Origin of the sequence: Rhodoferax sp. (genome assembly GCF_028689305.1) — a bacterium.
GTDB lineage: Bacteria > Pseudomonadota > Gammaproteobacteria > Burkholderiales > Burkholderiaceae_C > Rhodoferax.
The window spans coordinates 18,483-31,045 of sequence record NZ_JAQTWM010000009.1 but is presented as its reverse complement, the minus strand read 5'-3'; the positions used below and the strand labels follow the sequence as shown (position 1 = coordinate 31,045).

Annotated in this window: 15 protein-coding genes; 4 read left to right on the top strand and 11 right to left on the bottom strand. The window is 62.4% G+C overall.

Annotated elements, in window-relative coordinates; genetic code table 11:
• The first annotated feature begins 119 nt into the window (after nt 1-119).
• Nucleotides 120-1,232: an FAD-dependent oxidoreductase gene (locus PHW99_RS03460; protein ID WP_300173830.1), complete on the top strand. Its 1,113-nt coding sequence runs from the start codon at nt 120-122 to the stop codon at nt 1,230-1,232.
• On the opposite strand, the gene selD is transcribed toward PHW99_RS03460, so the two are convergent.
• Nucleotides 1,233-2,306, bottom strand: a complete 1,074-nt coding sequence (gene selD, locus PHW99_RS03455; protein ID WP_300173891.1) for a selenide, water dikinase SelD — start codon at nt 2,304-2,306, stop codon at nt 1,233-1,235.
• Between the two features lie 168 nt (nt 2,307-2,474).
• Between selD and PHW99_RS03450 the strand changes: the two genes are divergently transcribed.
• Nucleotides 2,475-3,431, top strand: a complete 957-nt coding sequence (locus PHW99_RS03450; RefSeq protein ID WP_300173828.1) for an HDOD domain-containing protein — start codon at nt 2,475-2,477, stop codon at nt 3,429-3,431.
• A gap of 4 nt (nt 3,432-3,435) precedes the next feature.
• Here PHW99_RS03450 and PHW99_RS03445 read toward each other — a convergent pair whose 3' ends face one another.
• Together PHW99_RS03445 and PHW99_RS03440 are read right to left on the bottom strand one after the other, a co-directional pair.
• Complete coding sequence (locus tag PHW99_RS03445; protein ID WP_300173826.1) at nt 3,436-4,857, bottom strand: coniferyl aldehyde dehydrogenase; 1,422 nt, start codon at nt 4,855-4,857, stop codon at nt 3,436-3,438.
• A 68-nt stretch (nt 4,858-4,925) separates the two neighbouring features.
• A complete protein-coding gene (locus tag PHW99_RS03440) occupies nt 4,926-5,228 on the bottom strand; it encodes a VF530 family protein (RefSeq protein ID WP_300173824.1) in 303 nt (100 codons plus the stop codon).
• Between the two features lie 78 nt (nt 5,229-5,306).
• On the opposite strand from PHW99_RS03440, the gene PHW99_RS03435 reads away from it, so the two are divergent.
• Both PHW99_RS03435 and PHW99_RS03430 read left to right on the top strand, forming a co-directional pair.
• On the top strand, nt 5,307-6,425 hold the full coding sequence (locus PHW99_RS03435) for a GGDEF domain-containing protein (RefSeq protein ID WP_300173822.1): 1,119 nt from the start codon (nt 5,307-5,309) through the stop codon (nt 6,423-6,425).
• 94 nt (nt 6,426-6,519) lie between these two features.
• Entirely contained in the window at nt 6,520-6,747 is a 228-nt protein-coding gene (locus PHW99_RS03430) for a hypothetical protein (RefSeq protein ID WP_300173820.1), read from the top strand.
• 12 nt (nt 6,748-6,759) lie between these two features.
• Here the strand turns inward: PHW99_RS03430 and nagZ are convergent, their stop codons facing one another.
• From nagZ to PHW99_RS03390, 8 genes are all read right to left on the bottom strand, one after another.
• A complete protein-coding gene (gene nagZ / locus PHW99_RS03425; RefSeq protein ID WP_300173818.1) occupies nt 6,760-7,842 on the bottom strand; it encodes a beta-N-acetylhexosaminidase in 1,083 nt (360 codons plus the stop codon).
• A gap of 47 nt (nt 7,843-7,889) precedes the next feature.
• On the bottom strand, nt 7,890-8,297 hold the full coding sequence (gene acpS, locus PHW99_RS03420) for a holo-ACP synthase (protein WP_300173816.1): 408 nt from the start codon (nt 8,295-8,297) through the stop codon (nt 7,890-7,892).
• Nucleotides 8,298-8,322: 25 nt separating this feature from the next.
• Nucleotides 8,323-9,096 carry a pyridoxine 5'-phosphate synthase gene (locus PHW99_RS03415; RefSeq protein WP_300173814.1) on the bottom strand — a complete coding sequence of 258 codons (774 nt, stop codon included), beginning with the start codon at nt 9,094-9,096 and terminating at the stop codon, nt 8,323-8,325.
• Nucleotides 9,093-9,842 (bottom strand): DNA repair protein RecO, encoded by a 750-nt coding sequence (gene recO, locus PHW99_RS03410; RefSeq protein ID WP_300173812.1) that lies wholly within the window; start codon nt 9,840-9,842, stop codon nt 9,093-9,095. Before recO ends, PHW99_RS03415 begins: the two co-directional genes overlap by 4 nt.
• 77 nt (nt 9,843-9,919) lie before the next feature.
• On the bottom strand, nt 9,920-10,432 hold the full coding sequence (locus tag PHW99_RS03405; RefSeq protein WP_366912973.1) for an N-acetyltransferase: 513 nt from the start codon (nt 10,430-10,432) through the stop codon (nt 9,920-9,922).
• A gap of 40 nt (nt 10,433-10,472) precedes the next feature.
• Nucleotides 10,473-11,408 carry a GTPase Era gene (gene era, locus PHW99_RS03400; RefSeq protein ID WP_300173889.1) on the bottom strand — a complete coding sequence of 312 codons (936 nt, stop codon included), beginning with the start codon at nt 11,406-11,408 and terminating at the stop codon, nt 10,473-10,475.
• An 89-nt stretch (nt 11,409-11,497) separates the two neighbouring features.
• On the bottom strand, nt 11,498-12,184 hold the full coding sequence (rnc, locus tag PHW99_RS03395) for a ribonuclease III (RefSeq protein ID WP_300173808.1): 687 nt from the start codon (nt 12,182-12,184) through the stop codon (nt 11,498-11,500).
• 21 nt (nt 12,185-12,205) lie between these two features.
• Nucleotides 12,206-12,559, bottom strand: coding sequence for a DUF4845 domain-containing protein (locus PHW99_RS03390; RefSeq protein ID WP_300173806.1), 354 nt, complete (start codon nt 12,557-12,559; stop codon nt 12,206-12,208).
• Between the last annotated feature and the right edge of the window lie 4 nt (nt 12,560-12,563).

Sequence of the window (12,563 nt, the reverse complement as noted above, 5' to 3'; positions counted from 1 at the left end):
CCACTGTGCGTCGTCGAAGTGGTGCGCCTCACAGACGCTGGAAGCGACAATACACCTTGTAGCAGGCCGGCTGATCTGACTGGCTGCATCCAACTTCTTGATACCTTCTTCGTTGTCCCATGAAACATCTGGTGATGCTCGGCGCTGGCCATGCCCACGTCCACATGCTGTCAACCCTGGCGTCCCAAGGGCTGGCCGGAGTTCAAGTCACATTGGTAGCCCCCCACCCGCGCCAGCTGTACTCGGGCATGATTCCGGGATATGTCGCCGGCCACTACCTATTGGACGACTGTGTGATCCCGCTGGAGCCACTGCTGGCCAACAGTGGCGTGCAATGGCTCCAGCGCAGTGCCGTGGCGCTGGACGCCCAGACACGCGAACTCACACTGGACGACGGCAGCACAATCCGTTATGACGTGCTGTCGGTCAACAGCGGACCGGTGCAGGACCGCCAGAAGATCGAGCACCTGATGCCCGGTGCCCGGGAACACGCCCTGTTTGTGCGCCCCATCGAGGCCTTTGGCGCACTGTGGCCACAAGTGGTGATGCTGGCACAAAGCCGTCCCCTGCGAGTAGCCGTGATCGGCGGCGGTGCCGCGGGCATCGAACTGGCATGCGCCGTGGCCTATCGATTCAAAACCGCATCTGTCACCCTGCTCAGCGGCGTCACCCCGGTGGCCGCCAACTACCCGGCCAAGGTGCAGGCACGGGTGATCAACGCACTGAAAGACCGCAACATCACGGTGATTCAGGAATCAGTCAGCGCCATGGCGGCAGGTGAAGTCACACTGGGCAGCGGAGCCCGGCTGACCTGTGATGTCCCCATTCTGGCAACAGGTGCCCAGGCACCCGCATGGCTGCAAGAAAGTGGCCTGGCACTGGATGGCCAAGGGTTCATGGCCGTCGACGCTTGTCAGCGCTCCACCAGTCACCCCCAGGTGTTTGCCGCGGGCGATGTCTGCACCCGCATGGACCGTCCGCATGCGCGCAGCGGGGTGTACGCAGTGCGTGCCGGAGCGCCCCTGGCCCACAACCTGCGTGCGGTATTGGCGGGCATTGAGCCCAGCCGCTACCAGCCACAGGACAAAACGCTGAACCTGCTGTCGTGCGGCAATCGTTATGCCATTGCCAGCTGGGGGAACTGGTCAGCCCAGGGGCATTGGGTCTGGTGGCTCAAGAACTGGATTGACCGAGGTTTCATCAAGAAATACCGTCCGGCGGCCAAACCCTGACTAACGTAACACCAGCTTGGCCGCGCCAACGGCCGGCGTGATCCGGCCAATCTCGCAGGCCGCCTCGAACCCGAGTTGCCGGAACACCGCCAACACCGCGTCAACCGCTTCACTGGCACAAGACACCAACAAGCCGCCGCTGGTCTGCGGATCGGTCAACAGCGCCTGATCCACGGGTGCAAAACCGACTGGCAAACTCACCTCACCACTGTAAGCGGCCCAATTACGGCCGGAAGCGCCTGTGACGTTGCCTGCCAGGGCCAGTTCACGCACACCTGGCAACAACGGCACCCGGGCCCAATCAATTTCCACCGTACAAGCCGCGCCGCGCGCAATCTCAAGGGCGTGCCCGGCCAAGGCAAAACCGGTGACATCGGTCATGGCATGAACTCCCGGTAACGCGGCCAACGCAGGGCCTGGGGTATTGAGCTGGGTGGTCACCGACATCATCTGTGCATAACCTGGCGCATCAAGCTGATTTTTTTTCAAGGCCGCCGACAGGATACCTACCCCCAGCGGCTTGCCCAGAATCAGCCGATCCCCCACCTGGGCGCTGGCGTTGCGCTTGACGCGGTTCGGATGCACCAAGCCGAGCGCCACCAGGCCATAAATGGGCTCGACCGAATCAATGGTGTGGCCACCGGCAATCGGAATCCCCGCCGCCCGGCAAACGCTGGCGCCCCCTTCCAGAATCCGGCCAATGGTCTCCACCGACAAGACACTGATCGGCATGCCAACCAGGGCCAGGGCCATGATCGGTGTACCGCCCATGGCATACACGTCCGAGATGGCATTGGTCGCGGCGATGCGACCAAAGTCAAAGGGATCGTCCACGATTGGCATGAAAAAGTCGGTGGTGGCAATCAGCGCCTGCTCATCGTTGAGTTGGTAGACCGCCGCGTCGTCCGAGGTTTCGATCCCCACCAGCAGTTCCCTGGGGATCGGCATGGCCGTGGTGCCTTTGAGAATGTTGGACAACACACCCGGCGCAATCTTGCAGCCACAACCACCACCGTGTGACAGGCTGGTCAGGCGCGGCTCAGTCACCTTCGGGGCGACGGTTTCGGTGGACATCGGCTGATCGTGAGCGGTGGAAATCGGGTTGGCCATGGGTCTCTCATCCTGAGGGGCAAAGCACCATTATCAAGGCGCCATGCCCTTACCCCCAACCCCGGCAATCACCCGCTTGACCTGTTTCGCGCGCTCACCCATACTCCCGACCACTTGATAAGAGGTGAAACCATGCCAGACACCGTCAACCAGCCTGAAGTGAACACCCCCACATGGCCACCACCGACCCATCTGGAGACACCCTGGCCACACATCGGCGCCTGGTCACATTTCTTTCTCAATGCCGAAATTCCGGTGCTGGCCGCCACAGCACGGGCGCTGGAGGAATTGCGCGCCAACGAAGATGACGTTGACGCCAATAGGCTGACCACCGTGATCCAGGCTGATCCGTTGATGACACTCAAGCTGCTGTCGCGCATCGCCCAGTTGCGCCGACCCGGCGCGGGCACGGAAACCGAATCCATCACCACGGCGCTGGTGATGATGGGCATTGCGCCTTTTTTCAGGCACTTCGGGCCACAACGCACCGTGGAAGAATGGCTGGCCGGTTACCCCGAAGCCCTCCAAGGCCTGCAAGTGCTGCTGACCCGGGCCGGGCGGGCGGGCCAGTTTGCCCTGGGTTTTGCGCTGCACCGCGGAGACACGGATGCCACCGTTATCCATCAGGCGGCGTTCCTGAATGACTTCGCCGAAATGCTGGTGTGGTTACACGCGCCCACACTGGCCCTCAAGATCCAGCGGGCTCAGGCCGCCGACACCACGCTGCGCTCTAACGCGGCCCAACGCGCCGTTTTGGGCGTTGACATCAGCGACATGCGCCAGGCACTGATGAAATTGTGGCAACTGCCGGAGCTGCTGGTCAGCATCAGTGACGCGCGTCACAGTGATCGCCCCAACGTGCAATGTGTGCTGTTGGCGGTGCGACTGGCGCGCCATACCGCCCAGGGCTGGGACAACGCTGCCGTGCCCGACGATGTGGAAGACATTGCCAGATTGCTGAACGCGCCACCGCGGGTGGCGCTGGCCTTTCTGCACAAGATCGACCACCCGATCCTGGAGGCAGCCTCCATCAACGGCCAGCGTGATGGCTTGGCAGCGCCCCCCCCAGAAACCAACACGACACCGTGATCATTTACCGGATCAGAAACGCCAGCACCCGGTCAGCCAACTGCCCATACGGCGGCCACAGAAACCTCAGGGAACTGAAACGTGCCTGGTAAAACACCGGACGCATTTTGGAAAAGGTCTCAAAACCTTCATGGCCATGGTAATGGCCCATGCCGGACTCCCCGACGCCGCCAAATGGCAGGTCGTGTTGCCCCACATGAAACAACGCATCGTTGACCGACACCCCACCCGACATGACGTGGTCAATGAGGTGCTGCACCCGGTGCGCATCATGACTGAACGGATACACCGCCAGCGGACGGGGTCCGGCGTTGATCGCCGTCACCACCTCATCGAGCGTGCTGTAACTGCGCAACGGCAGGATCGGGCCAAAGATCTCCCGCTGCATCAACACGCTGTCTGACGGCGCGTCCAGCACGATGTGCGGTGCGATCTTGCGAAGCTGGCGGTCAAACGCCGGCCCATCCAACAACGGCAACACCCTGGCGCCCCGGTTGCGCGCATCGTCCAGCGCCGCCAGCAGACGCTCAAACGCACGTTCATCAATGATGGCGGTGTAGTCCGGCGAGCTCAATTGCGGGTAACGCACCGCCACGATGCGGCGCGCCAGTGCCACAAATTCATCGACCTTGCCCGCCGGCAACCAGGCATGGTCCACCGTGGTACAGATCTGACCGGCGTTGAGCAGTTTGACAAACATGATGCGCTCCACCGCAGTGGCCAGCGGGAAGTCGTCGCAGACAATGGCCGGCGCCTTGCCCCCCAGCTCCAGCGTTACCGGGCACAGGTTCTGCGCTGCTGCCGTCATCACGGCACGCCCGGTCTGGCCCGAGCCGGTGAACAGCAGGTGGTCGAATTTCAACGTCGAAAAGGCCACCCCCACACCACCGGTTTCGTCAAAAAACTGCAGCTTCTCCGGAGGGAAATAGGCCGGCATGTGTTTGATCAGATAAGCCGCCAAATGGCGCGAGTTTTCACTCATCTTGACCATGGCGCGGTTGCCGGCGGCAAAGATGTAACTCAGCGGAATCAGGCTCAGGTTCAGCGGGAAATTCCATGGCACGATCACCCCGACCACGCCCAGCGGCTGGGCCATGACGCGGTTGCGGGCACCGAAAAAATTGCGCCAGTCCACCGCCCGGCGCTGCGGCCTCATCCAGCCACGCAGGTGGCGCAGCACATGGTCAATCCCGTCCACCGCCGGGAATACCTCCGCCAGCAGCGTCTCATGGCGCGAACGGTGACCGTAGTCGGCACTGATGGCATCACACAAGGCGTCTTTGTGCTCACGGATAAAACGCTGCAAGGTGCGCAGGTCAGCCCGGCGCTCCTGCAAAGTCGGCACCGGATGGGCGTGATAAGCCTGGCGTTGCAACGCCAGGGTGGCGTCCAACAGGCTGGGGGCAGAAGTTTCAGGTTCACTCATCATGTGTTTCAGTTTATGGCCGAACCCACACCCCGACAAGCATCCGGTTGACGATTGAACGCAGCCCTCTAACGACCCCGTGGCATGTCGCGACGCAGCTCCCGCAACATGAAGAGGTACAAGCCCTCAACCTTGTCACGCGCCCACGGCGTCTTGCGCAGGAACTTCAGGCTGGACGGCACACTGGGCTCATGGCTGAAGCAACGCACAGGAATACGTTCGGCCAAGCCGGGCCAGCCATAGTGGGCGGCCAGAGCCGTCACCATGGCCTCCAACGTCACCCCATGCAGAGGATTGCGTGGCTGTACCTGGCTTGCAGGCGGATGCAAAACCTCCGGGGCGGACGGTAACGGTGATGATGGCCTTGGCATGGTGATATTTTGACCTGACTTGGTGCAACAATGAGAGCACATTGTCGCTTTGCCAAACCACACCCAAGAGCCTGAAACATGGAAGCCTTCCGCTGGGATCAATGTTTTGTCACGGGACTGCCCACCGTTGACGAGCAACACCACTATCTGGTTGACACCATCAACCAGTTTGGCGACGCCCTGATGCGTCCCGAGGGCGCCAGCCACGACGAGATCGAGGCTCTGTTCCAGGAGTTGCTGCGTTATACCGAATACCACTTCGGCGAAGAAGAAGCGCTGATGGCGCGCTCCGGGCTCTACCCGGTGCACATTCGGCACCACAAACAAGAACACGCCCAGTTCCTGCAGGATGTTCTGCACATGCACACCGACATGGCCGGTGGTGACCGCCAGGCCGCCACTGCCTTGCTCAACTTCCTGTGCAACTGGCTGGCCTATCACATTCTGGGCACCGATCTGCTCATGACCTGGCTGCTGAAGGCCGCTGCGGCTGGGACCCCCGGCGAGGAAGCGTCCAGTGCGTTCTACCAGACCCGCGACCCGGCCACCGCCACCCTGCTGCAAGCCACCAGCCAACTGGTGCGCCAGGTGTCTGAGCGCAGCCGGGCCCTGTTTGAACTGAACCAGACCCTGGAAGCCCGGGTGGCCGAACGCACCCAGGCCTTGTCGGACATGAACCAGCGCCTGGAAACCATTGCCATGACCGACGCGCTGACCGGCCTGCCCAACCGCCGCCAGGCCCTGCAGGTGCTGGAACGCGAATGGCAGCAGGCCAGCCGAAATACGGCCCCAATGGCCTGCATGATGATCGACGCCGACGGCTTCAAACAAATCAACGACCGCTACGGCCACGACGCCGGTGACGCCGTGCTGCGCGAACTGGCCCATTGCCTGCAACACGCGGTGCGTAACGACGATGTGGTCTGCCGCCTGGGAGGCGACGAGTTCCTGATCATTTGTGGCAACACGCCACTGGATGGCGCCTTGCTGACCGCCGAAAAAGTGCGGCGCGAAGTCGCCGCCCTGCGCGTTGCCGCAGGTGCCGGCCAGTGGTGCGGCAGCATCAGCGTCGGGGTCGCCGCGCGCGACGCCGGCATGAGCGGTGCCGAAACTTTGCTCAAGGTTGCCGACCAGGGGCTTTATGCCGCCAAGGCCAATGGCCGCAATTGTGTCGCCAGTGTTCAGACCACTGCATGAATTTTGCTACTAAAACAGAAGCTAACGAAGCAATGTTTGTCTGGGTTAGAGGCCAAAATCATTCATCATCTTCAACGACCACAGGAAACACGCGATGTCACGTCAAAGCATTTGGGCGCCCAAGGTACTGGCCCTGATCCGGGGTGGCAACAGCACCGCAGCCATCGCCCAGATCAAGGTGGCGCCCACGGTCAAGGACCTGCAGGAACTGCGCAAGCTGCTGACCACGGCCAGGCTGATGGCCGCCCATCCTCAGGTGGCAGAGGTCATCGACGACATGGTGGCCGCGCTGTCGGCGCCGCGCCTGCACCGCGCCCCCTGACCCGCCGCCGACTCAGGGCAAGAGATCCAGCGCCTGCATGTAGCCGGGCTGCACCATCAGCTCGTCCCACGGGGTGGCCGGGCTGGTGGGCAGCAGCGCCTGTCGGCGGGCCTCGCTGGCCTCCATCGGCTGCCACTGCCCTTTGAGCTGGGCTTCGGTCAGACCGTTGATGAGCGCATCCACCTCGGCACCATCCCCCAGCGACTGGTTGCACAACAGCACCAAATCACAGCCCGCGTTCAGTGCCGCCACAGCCGCCTGGGTGGTGCTGACCGGCTGGCCGTCGACCACTCGGGCACCAGCCATGGACAGGTCGTCGCTGAACACGGCACCGGTGAATCCCAGCTGGCCACGCAGGATGTCGCCGAGCCACTTGCCGGAAAACCCGGCCGGGCGAGCGTCCACCCTGGGGTAGATCACATGGGCCGGCATCACGCTGGTCAGGGCCGTGCCCAGCCAGCGGTAGGGCGCTGCGTCAGCGGCCAAAATGGCCTTGAGACTGCGCCGGTCTACCGGGATCTCGGTGTGGGAATCGGCCTTGACAAAACCGTGCCCGGGAAAATGTTTGCCGCAATTGGCCATGCCGCTTTGCAGCAAGCCCTGCATCAGGCTCTTGGCCAGCAGGCTGACCACGCGTGGGTCGGCGTCAAAGGCGCGATCACCAATCACGCTGCTGCTGCCATAGTCCAGGTCCAGCACCGGGGTGAAGCTCAGATCCACCCCGCAGGCGCGCAGCTCGGCACCCAGCACATAACCACAGGCGGTGGCGGCACGGGTGGCGCGCATGGCGCCCTCACCGGGGGTGCCCCGGCCATCGTGACGCCAAAGCTCACCCAGCGCACGCATGGGCGGCAGGTGGGTGAAACCATCGGTCTTGAAGCGCTGCACCCGTCCGCCTTCGTGATCCACGGCAATCAACAGGTCAGCGCGCAGCGCCTTGATGCTGCGGCACAGCGCCGTGAGCTGGGCACGGTCCTGCCAGTTGCGGGCAAACAGGATCAAGCCCCCCACCAGCGGGTGTTTGAGGCGTTGTCTGTCGGTTTTGCTCAGCGTGGTGCCGGCGATGTCGATGATCAGGGGGGCATGGAAGGTCATGGCATTTACTATGAATTTAATAGCTACAACTGATTTGTTTATCCGGGCTAGAGGTCATTTTTACCATCAAACTCCACAACACAGAAACTGGCGGCGTAGTCGGTTTCGTCAGTCACGCTGATGTGGGCGCGCAGGCCGCGGGCCTCGAACCAGTCTTTCAGCGCCCCATGCAGCACCAGCGTGGGCTTGCCGCTGGGCAACTTGCCGATTTCACAGGCCCGCCAGCTCATCGGCAGGCGCATGCCCAGGCCAATGGCTTTGCTGAACGCCTCCTTGGCACTGAAACGCGTGGCCAGATAACGCCGCCCGCGTTCGGGCCAGCGCTGGCTGCGCGCCAGCCAGGTGGCGTATTCGGCATCGGAGAGGATTTTTTGGGCGAAGCGTTCACCATGGCGCGCCAGACTGTCTTGGATGCGCCGTACGTCACAGATGTCAGTGCCAATGCCGTAGATCATGCGCTGCCCAGCGGCGTCAGACCGGTCACGACTGCCCGGCGCGGATGCAGCGCAGGTAGTCCTGCACCGTGCGCTCATAACCGAGCTCCAACGCGTCGGCGATCAGGGCGTGGCCGATCGACACCTCACTGACGCCAGGCACGTGGGCGATGAACGCCGTGAGGTTGTCACGATTGAGGTCATGGCCGGCATTGACACCCAGCCCGGCGTCCAGCGCCGCCTGCGCGGCGGCGGCAAACCGCGCCAGCTGGGTGGCTTGCCCGGCAGTGCCCCAGGCAGCGGCATAGGGTTCGGTGTAGAGCTCGATGCGATCCGCACCAACGGCTTTGGCCGCGGCCATGGCAGTCGGCTCGGCGTCCATGAACAGGCTCACGCGCAGGCCCCAGGCATGGGCCTGCTCGATCAGCGGACGCAGGCGCGCCGCATCCTGCGGCAAACTCCAGCCGTGGTCACTGGTGAACTGGCCTTCGGCATCGGGCACAAATGTGACCTGGTGCACGGGCAGCTTCTGCGCCACCAGCTGGCCCACCACATCCATCAGGTTGTGAAACGGGTTGCCCTCGATGTTGAATTCACGCTGTGGCCAGGCCTGCAACAAGGTGGCCAGTTCGGGCACATCGCTGGCGCGGATGTGGCGCTCGTCCGGGCGCGGGTGCACGGTGATGCCATGGGCCCCGGCCTGCAGGCACAGCGTGGCGGCACGGGTCACACTGGGAATGCCCAGGTGACGCGTGTTGCGCACCAGGGCGACCTTGTTGAGGTTGACGGACAGGGCGGTGGTGGGGCGGGTCGGGTTCATAGGTTTTGCAGGTCGATCATCATTTGCCGGGTACGCAGGGCCGGAACACCACAATGGTAATTGAGCAGCGTGCGCAACTGGGGTTTGAGTTCGGTCGCCACCTCGGCGCAGGCGCGCAGCGTGGCGGTCAGGGGCGCGCGCTGCGCCAGCGCCTGCTGCAGCGCGGTCCACTGCGCACCGCTGAGGCTGGTGCGGTCGATCTCGCTGGCCTGGCGCAGGCCACCTTCAGGCACCAGGCTGTAGCGTTCAGCCGGGTGCAGCGCCAGCAGCGTCATGGTCTGGGCGTCAAGCTGCGGCAGCAGACCGATTTCACGCAGCAGCAGCAGTTCAAAGGTGCGTAGCGCCGACTCCAGCACCTCGCCGTGTTCGCTGGCAATCACCTGCACCACGCTGGCGTAGACATCAAACAGCACCGGATGCGGGTCTTCACGCGCCAGCAGATTGAGCAACAGTTCGTTGAGGTAATAGCCCGACATCAGCGCGTCACCCGTGGGCATGACGTGGCCACCTTGCCATTCGGCGGCTTTGAGGGTCTTGATCTCGGCATCCCCACCAAAGGCCAGGTGCAGGGGTTGCAAGGGCAGCAGGATCGGGCGGAAGCTGGAGCTGGGCCGCTTGACCCCCTTGGCAACCAGCGCCATGCGGCCATGGTGGCGGGTGAACACCTCCAAGATCAGGCTGGACTCGCTCCAATCGTAGCGGTGCAACACATAAGCGGGTTCGTCAGAGATGCGTTTGGTGGCCAAAGTTGCTATAAAAAATAGAGCTATCAATACAATGTTTATCTGGGCCAGGATACCAAAACCTGATCAAGACCGCGGTGTCATGACACTGTTTCGGCGTCGATACCAAAAGCCGCATGGTAGACAACTTGCCCCTGTGCCAGGGTGGTTCCGAAGGGCAGCGCCAGGAAAAAGTCCTGCGGAACACCCGCCAGATACAGTCCTGGCTGGTGGACAAAGCCAAACCGGCCATAAAAGGACGGCTCACCCAACAACACACAGCCTTGCGCACCTCCATCCCGCAGGCACGCCAGTCCGTGTTCGACCAGCGTCCGGCCAATGCCCTGTCCTTGACAGGCCGGCGCCACCGAGACCGGTCCCAGACCATACCAGCCGGTCGATCCGTCACTGACCGTGACTGGGGAAAATGCGATATGCCCCACCACTTGGCCGGCACGCTCGGCCACCAGGGAAATCGTCAACGCCCCCGCCAGACGCAAGCCGTCAACGATCAGATGCTCGGTATGGCCGCTATGCGGATGGTTCAGAAAAGCCTGGCGCGTGACAGCCTCCACCATGTGCCGGTCAGCCGGGCATTCGGAGCGAATGGTGATCATCGGGGGCGCCCTCTCCGACACACGGCGCAGCGGCCGTTCACTCGTAACCAAATGAGCGCACGCGGGCTTCGTCGTCAGCCCAGCCGGAGCGCACCTTGACCCACATCTCGATGAACACTTTGGCGTCCATCAGTTTTTCCAGTTCGACCCGGGTTTCCATGCCGATGCGCTTGATGCGCTCACCCTTGTCACCAATCACCATGGCCTTGTGGCTGTCGCGTTCGACGACGATGGTGGCGGCAATGCGCAGCAGGCGCTTTTGCCCCTTTTTCTGCGGCGGCTCTTCTTCAAACTTGTCGATGACCACGGTGGAGGTGTAGGGCAATTCGTCACCGGTCAGGCGAAACAGCTTTTCACGCACCATTTCGCTGGCCATGAACCGTTCGCTGCGGTCGGTCAACTCGTCGGCGGCATACCACCAGGCTTGCTCGGGCAGGTATTTGGCGCAGATGTCGAGCAGCCGCTCGATGTCTTTGGCGTTTTTGGCGGACATCGGCACAAATTCGGCAAAACTGTGTCTGGCCTGCATGTCTTGCAGCCAGGGCGCGATGTCGCCACGGCGGTGCACGTTATCGAGCTTGTTGGCGATCAGCAGTGTGGGGATGTTTTTGCCCAGCAGCGCCAGCACGCGCGCATCGGCCGGGGTGAAGCTACCCGCTTCCACCACAAACAAAATCAAGTCGACATCAGCCACCGCACCGACCACGGTCTTGTTCAGTGACTTGTTGAGCGCATTGCCGTGCAGGGTCTGGAAACCGGGGGTGTCGACAAACACGAACTGGGAGGCGCCCACGGTACGCATGCCGGTGATACGGTGGCGCGTGGTTTGCGCCTTGCGCGAGGTGATGCTGATTTTTTGTCCAACCAAGGCGTTGAGCAGCGTCGATTTACCGACATTGGGTTTGCCGACAATGGCGATCAAACCACACCGCTGACCGTCAGCAGCCAGCGCGGCCGGACCGGCCGGGCGCATGTCGCGGCGCAGGCCGGCCAGCAAGGCTTCAAGGTTGTCTTGGCCATCAGCCCCAGTGTCTTCTGGCTGGGCTGGTTTTTGGGTGCTGGTCATGGTTGTCCTTGGGACTTGAGTGTTTGCAACATGGCGGTGGCGGCAGCCTGTTCACCAGAACGGCGAGAGCCACCGATGCCTCTTTCGGTCAGATTGAGTTCGGGGATTTCACACTCAACGTCAAAAGTCTGCTTGTGCGCTGCCCCCAGCGTAGCAATGACTTTGTAAACTGGCAACTTCAGGCGGCGGGCCTGCAGCCACTCCTGCAGTTCGGTTTTGGGATCTTTGCCGATGGCCTCCATGGCGGGATTGATCTCGACCGCCTGGTACAGCCGATTCACCAAGGCCTGGGCAGCGGCAAAACCACCATCAAGGTAAACCGCACCAATCACCGCTTCCAGCGCATCGGCCAGAATGGACGGGCGCTTCTGGCCACCCGAACGCATTTCACCTTCACCCAGTTGTATCACCTGCGGCAGGCCCAGCGTCACAGCCAGCGGGTGCAAGGCTTCCTGGCGGACCAGGCTGGCCCGCACACGCGACAAGTCGCCCTCCGGCCGGGAACTCAGCCGCCGGTAGAGCAAATCCGCCACACACAGGCCCAGCACCGAATCGCCCAAAAACTCCAGGCGCTCATTGTGATCAGCCGAAAAACTGCGATGGGTCAGCGCCCGGGCCAGCAGCTTGACGTCGGAGAACTCATATTGCAAGCGTTGTTGCAACGCCGCCAAACCTGCCTTCAAACAATCACCTGTGCTTTCAGATTAACGGGACTGGCCGCTGTATTTCAACGTCAGGTAGGCCGGGCCAGCCAGATGAATCTCACGCTGGTAGGCAAAGCTGACCACCACCGTGTCATTGTCTTTGGACACATCCAGGTCCTTGCCGGTAATGGTCTTGATGTTGTCAATGTTGGCAGCCCGGTCAAAAATAGCGCGAACCTCGGCCACCGTGCTGCCTTCAGCCGCCTTTTTCGAGGCCTTCAGAATCGCCTGGTACTCAATCAGGGTCGGGATCACCTGCGCCACCACCGCGCCTGTGGCAGCCAGCACCACGGCCACCAACACCAGCCCGATGAAAGACAGGCCACGTTGACCGGATTTGAACGAGCGAGCCATACCC

What these genes read in the sequence shown, in the direction of transcription:
- PHW99_RS03450 (WP_300173828.1), top strand. Translation starts at nt 2,475, where the DNA reads ATGCCAGACACCGTCAACCAGCCTGAAGTGAACACCCCCACATGGCCA.
- era (WP_300173889.1), bottom strand. Translation starts at nt 11,408, where the DNA reads ATGCGCCCGGCCGGTCCGGCCGCGCTGGCTGCTGACGGTCAGCGGTGT.
- nagZ (WP_300173818.1), bottom strand. Translation starts at nt 7,842, where the DNA reads ATGACCTTCCATGCCCCCCTGATCATCGACATCGCCGGCACCACGCTG.
- PHW99_RS03430 (WP_300173820.1), top strand. Translation starts at nt 6,520, where the DNA reads ATGTCACGTCAAAGCATTTGGGCGCCCAAGGTACTGGCCCTGATCCGG.
- PHW99_RS03440 (WP_300173824.1), bottom strand. Translation starts at nt 5,228, where the DNA reads ATGCCAAGGCCATCATCACCGTTACCGTCCGCCCCGGAGGTTTTGCAT.
- acpS (WP_300173816.1), bottom strand. Translation starts at nt 8,297, where the DNA reads ATGATCTACGGCATTGGCACTGACATCTGTGACGTACGGCGCATCCAA.
- PHW99_RS03390 (WP_300173806.1), bottom strand. Translation starts at nt 12,559, where the DNA reads ATGGCTCGCTCGTTCAAATCCGGTCAACGTGGCCTGTCTTTCATCGGG.
- PHW99_RS03415 (WP_300173814.1), bottom strand. Translation starts at nt 9,096, where the DNA reads ATGAACCCGACCCGCCCCACCACCGCCCTGTCCGTCAACCTCAACAAG.
- selD (WP_300173891.1), bottom strand. Translation starts at nt 2,306, where the DNA reads ATGTCCACCGAAACCGTCGCCCCGAAGGTGACTGAGCCGCGCCTGACC.
- PHW99_RS03460 (WP_300173830.1), top strand. Translation starts at nt 120, where the DNA reads ATGAAACATCTGGTGATGCTCGGCGCTGGCCATGCCCACGTCCACATG.
- PHW99_RS03435 (WP_300173822.1), top strand. Translation starts at nt 5,307, where the DNA reads ATGGAAGCCTTCCGCTGGGATCAATGTTTTGTCACGGGACTGCCCACC.
- PHW99_RS03445 (WP_300173826.1), bottom strand. Translation starts at nt 4,857, where the DNA reads ATGAGTGAACCTGAAACTTCTGCCCCCAGCCTGTTGGACGCCACCCTG.